The sequence below is a fragment of the Actinomycetota bacterium genome, from assembly GCA_005774595.1.
Lineage (GTDB): Bacteria > Actinomycetota > Coriobacteriia > Anaerosomatales > D1FN1-002 > D1FN1-002.
In genome coordinates, this window is the sequence record VAUM01000164.1 from 1 (window position 1) to 4,144 (window position 4,144).

Annotated in this window: 4 protein-coding genes; 1 reads left to right on the forward strand and 3 read right to left on the reverse strand. The window is 72.2% G+C overall.

Features of this window, described 5'->3' with window-relative positions; genetic code table 11:
- From FDZ70_07035 to pyrR, 3 genes are all read right to left on the reverse strand, one after another.
- The coding region (locus FDZ70_07035) for a dihydroorotase (protein TLM74808.1) at positions 1 to 706 on the reverse strand (706 nt) is incomplete at its 3' end.
- Entirely contained in the window at positions 681 to 1,616 is a 936-nt protein-coding gene (locus FDZ70_07040; GenBank protein ID TLM74809.1) for an aspartate carbamoyltransferase catalytic subunit, read from the reverse strand. The genes FDZ70_07035 and FDZ70_07040, both read right to left, overlap by 26 nt.
- A 3-nt stretch (positions 1,617 to 1,619) precedes the next feature.
- Positions 1,620 to 2,174: a bifunctional pyr operon transcriptional regulator/uracil phosphoribosyltransferase PyrR gene (gene pyrR / locus FDZ70_07045; GenBank protein ID TLM74810.1), complete on the reverse strand. Its 555-nt coding sequence runs from the start codon at positions 2,172 to 2,174 to the stop codon at positions 1,620 to 1,622.
- Positions 2,175 to 2,565: 391 nt separating this feature from the next.
- Between pyrR and FDZ70_07050 the strand changes: the two genes are divergently transcribed.
- Positions 2,566 to 4,144: hypothetical protein (locus FDZ70_07050; GenBank protein TLM74811.1), on the forward strand; the 1,579-nt coding region annotated here is incomplete at its 3' end.

The window sequence follows — 4,144 nt, forward strand, 5'->3', positions numbered from 1 at the left end:
CGTGCTGGACGTGCAGCCGGCAGCCCGTGAGCTCGGCCAGGCGGATGTCGCGCGCGACGCACACCTCCTCGGCAGCGGCGGGCCAACCCGAAAGACCCATGCGGGTCGAGACGGCGCCCTCGTTGACCACGCCCCTGCCGGCGAGCCCGGCGTCCTCGCAGTGGGCGAGCACGGGGGCGCCGAAGCGCTTCACGTAGTCCATGACGAGCCGCATCATGCCGGCGTCGGCCACGCTGCGCCCGTCGTCGGAGAACGCGACCGCGCCCTCGGCGAGCATGTCGCCGATCTCGGCCAGCGCCTCGCCCGCACTCCCCACCGTGAGCGCCCCGACAGGGTACACGCGCACCTTGCCCTCGGCCGCGGCACGCTCGACGAGGAACCGCACCGCGGAGCCGGTGTCGCACACCGGGGTGGTGTTCGCCATCGCGCACACCGCCGTGAACCCGCCGCGCGCAGCCGCGCGCGTCCCGCTTCGCACCGTCTCCTTGTCCTCGCGCCCCGGCTCGCGCAGGTGCACGTGGATGTCGGCGAGGCCCGGCAGCACGACCTTGCCGGCGAGGTCGACCGTCTCGCCCTTCGGGATGGCGAGGTCCTTGCCGACCTCGACGATCACGCCGTCGCGCACGACGACGTCGGCGACGCGGTCGAGCTTCACGGCGGGGTCGACCAGCCGCGCGTTCCTAAGCAGCAGCGCCACTCGCCTCACCTCCCAGGAGGAGGTACATGATGGCCATCCGCACCGCGACGCCGCTCTCCACCTGGCCGAGCACGAGCGAACGGTCCGAGTCGGCTACGTCGGCCGAGATCTCCACGCCGCGGTTCATCGGCCCGGGGTGCATCACGATGGCACCATCGCGGAGCCGGTCCATCCGCGCGCGGTTCATGCCGTACAGGCGCGCGTACTCGCGCACGCTGGGGAACGGCATCCCCTCGGCGCGCTCCATCTGCACGCGGAGCAGGTAGGCGACGTCCAGGTCGGGCAGGACCTCGTCGAGGTCGTGCGCGACCTCGGCACCGAGCACGTCCGGGCGCGACGGCAGCAGCGTGGGCGGCGCCACGACCACCGGAGTCGCGCCCACCATCCGCAGCGCCGGCACGAGCGAGCCGGCGACCCGCGAGTGCGAGATGTCGCCGACGACGCCCACCGTCAGGCCTTCGAGCCTCCCGAGGGCTTTGCGCATCGTGTAGAGGTCGAGCAGGGCCTGCGTGGGGTGCTGGTGCATCCCGTCGCCGCCGTTGACGACGCACGAGTCCATGCTCTCGGCGAGGATGCGCGGCGCGCCGGCGTACTTGTGGCGCACCACGACCAGGTCGCACGCCATCGCCGACAGCGTCTTGGCGGTGTCGCGCAGCGACTCGCCCTTGACCGTGGCCGAGCTGCTCGCGCTGAAGTTCACCGCGTCGGCGGACAGGCGCTTGGCGGCGATCTCGAAACTCGTACGCGTGCGCGTCGACGGCTCGAGGAACAGGTTGATGACCGTGCGTCCGCGCAGCGTCGGCAGCTTCTTGATCTGCCGCTCGTTGACCTCGGCGAACGCGTCGGCGGTGTCGAGGACGTGGACAATCTCCTCGGGCGTCAGGTCCTCGATGTCGATGACGTGCCTGCAGGACAGCATGAGCTACTCGCCCTCCCCCGCCGCCTCGAGGATGTCGACGGCGTCGGCGCCGTCCTCCTCGGCGAAGCGGGCCTTGACGCGCTCCTTGGCCGAGGTGGGCACGTTCTTGCCGACGTAGTCCGCGCGGATCGGCAGCTCGCGGTGGCCGCGATCGACGAGCACCGCGAGCTGGATGCAGTCGGGGCGTCCGTAGTCCATGATCGCGTCCATCGCGGCCCGGATGGTCCGGCCGGTGTAGAGCACGTCGTCGCAGAGCACGATCGTGCGGCCGTCGACCGAGAACGGGATGTCGGTGCGGTGCACCTCGGGATTCAGGCGAACGCCCACGTCGTCGCGGTAGAAGGAGATGTCGAGCAGGCCGACGGGCACGTCCGTGCCCTCGATCTCGCGGATGCGTGCGGCGAGCCTCGCGGCCACGTGCGCCCCCCGGGTGAGGATTCCGACGAACGCGAGCCGCTCGGCGCCCTTGTTGGCCTCGACGACCTCGTGGGCGATGCGCGTCAGCGCCCGGCTGACCGCCTCGGCGTCCATGACGACCGCCTTCGTCCGGTGCTCCACCCTCGCCCTCCTTCCGCCACCCCGCTGGCGCGTTCGTACCCGTTCCGCGCGTCGGAGACGAAAACGGCCTCCTTGCGCGTGTGGCGGCAAGAAGGCACGTGGCGTGAGGGCCTGAGATGGGAGCTGCCCCGCTGTGTCGTTGTGCACCTTGCCGGCCTCACGGGACCGGGTTAAAGGTCGTCGCACACACTACGCGGCGACGCAGGGGGTGTCAAACGCACCGCCCGCACGCAGGCAAGATGCCGCATACTGTGGCAACGAACGCAGATACCGGCGCGTCTCGAGAAGGGGCCTCACGTGCGCATGACCGCGACCGCGGTGACGCGCATCACACTACCGGTCAAGAACGGCCGCTGATGCGCCGACACATTCCCTCGGAGGCATGCCTACCGTGAGACACGCACGCCCACAGATCGCCGCACTCGCCGCAGCTGTGCTGCTGGTCGCCGCCGTCCCGGCACGGGCCTCGTCCGCCGCGACGGACACGGCGGTCGCCGCGGCGGCCCCGGGGCGCGGCAGACACGAGCCGACCGGGCGCGTCGTCGTGCGCTTCGAGCCTGGAGCGAGTGCCGACCAGCGGCGAGCGGCGCTGGTCGCCGCGGGCCTCGACCCCGCACGCGCCGAGGACCGCGGGCACGGCATCGTCGCCGTCGCGCCGCCGGAAGGCGACGACGCGGTGGACGTGGCCGCGCGCCTCGCGGTACAGGGTGTCGTGCGCACCGCCGCCTCCGAGGGCAGGGTACGGGCGCTCGCCGCACAGGTGCCCCCGGACGACCCGGACTACGCGGGCGCCGGCGGGCAGGAGTCCTACCTCGGCCCGCGCTCCGCGAACCCGTGGTCGGTGAACCTCGAGCCCGCCTGGGACCGCGCGTTCAACACCGCGGAGCACACGCTCGTCGACGGCCGTGCGGGCGTGCGCATCGCCGTCATCGACACCGGCGTCAGCATGCCCTACCCCGAGTCGACCGGCGAGATCACGCCGGTGTGGGACTACATCGGCAACGACGCCGACCCCGCGGACGGCAACGGCCACGGCACGCGCGTCGCCTCGATCCTGCGCGCCAAGACGGCGAACGCCAAGACTATCGCGGGAGCGCTGCACTCGTCGGCCAACCAGGTGATGGTCTACCGGGTGCTCGACGCCTCGGGACTCGGTGAGACCGCCGACTTCCTCGCGGCGATCTACGACGCGGTCGACGACGGCGCGCGCGTCATCAACTGCTCACTCGGCGAGTCCCTGTACGAGGCCGACGGCACCGAGGTCGAGGGGCTGCGCGACTCGTATGCGGACGCGGTCGAGTACGCGTGGGCGCACGACTGCATCATCGTAGCCGCCGCCGGCAACCACGACGGCGCGTCCCTGCCGAGCGACTGGTTCACGTACGCGCCGGCGTGCATCGACCAAGCGGTCGCCGTCGGCGCCGTCGACCCGGACACCGGCGTGCTCGCTGACTTCTCCAACTACGGTCCCGAGAACGAGGTGGACGTCGCGGCACCAGGCGTCGGTATCTGGGGCCTATCCAGGGCGGGGACCGCGTCGACCGGCCAGGGCACCTCGTACGCGACGCCCATCGTGACCGGGGCGCTGGCGCTCCTGCTGTCATGCGCGCCGTCCGCCGACCCCACGACCGCCGTCGCCGCGCTGATGCGGTCCGGCTCGTCCTGGCCGGTCAAGGCGGTCGACACAGGCTACGGCATCCCCGACGTCGACACCGCCTACTCGCTCATGACCACGTGGCTGCCCGAGCAGTCCGCCGTCACGCTCACGCCCGGCTCCCCGGACGGCCGGACGGTCACGCTCTCCTGGTCCGCCGCGGATGGGGCGGGCGTCACCTACACCTACGGCGAGGCGGGCGGGCCGACGTACGCGACGACCGCCCGCTCCGCACAGCTCGTGCTCTCGGCCGAGGGCGACCGCACCGCATGGGTGCGCTCCTGGGCCACCGACCGGTGGTCGCACCAGGCCACCG

Coding starts and splice junctions, on each gene's coding strand:
- FDZ70_07040 (TLM74809.1), bottom strand. CDS start 1,616: ATGCTGTCCTGCAGGCACGTCATCGACATCGAGGACCTGACGCCCGAG.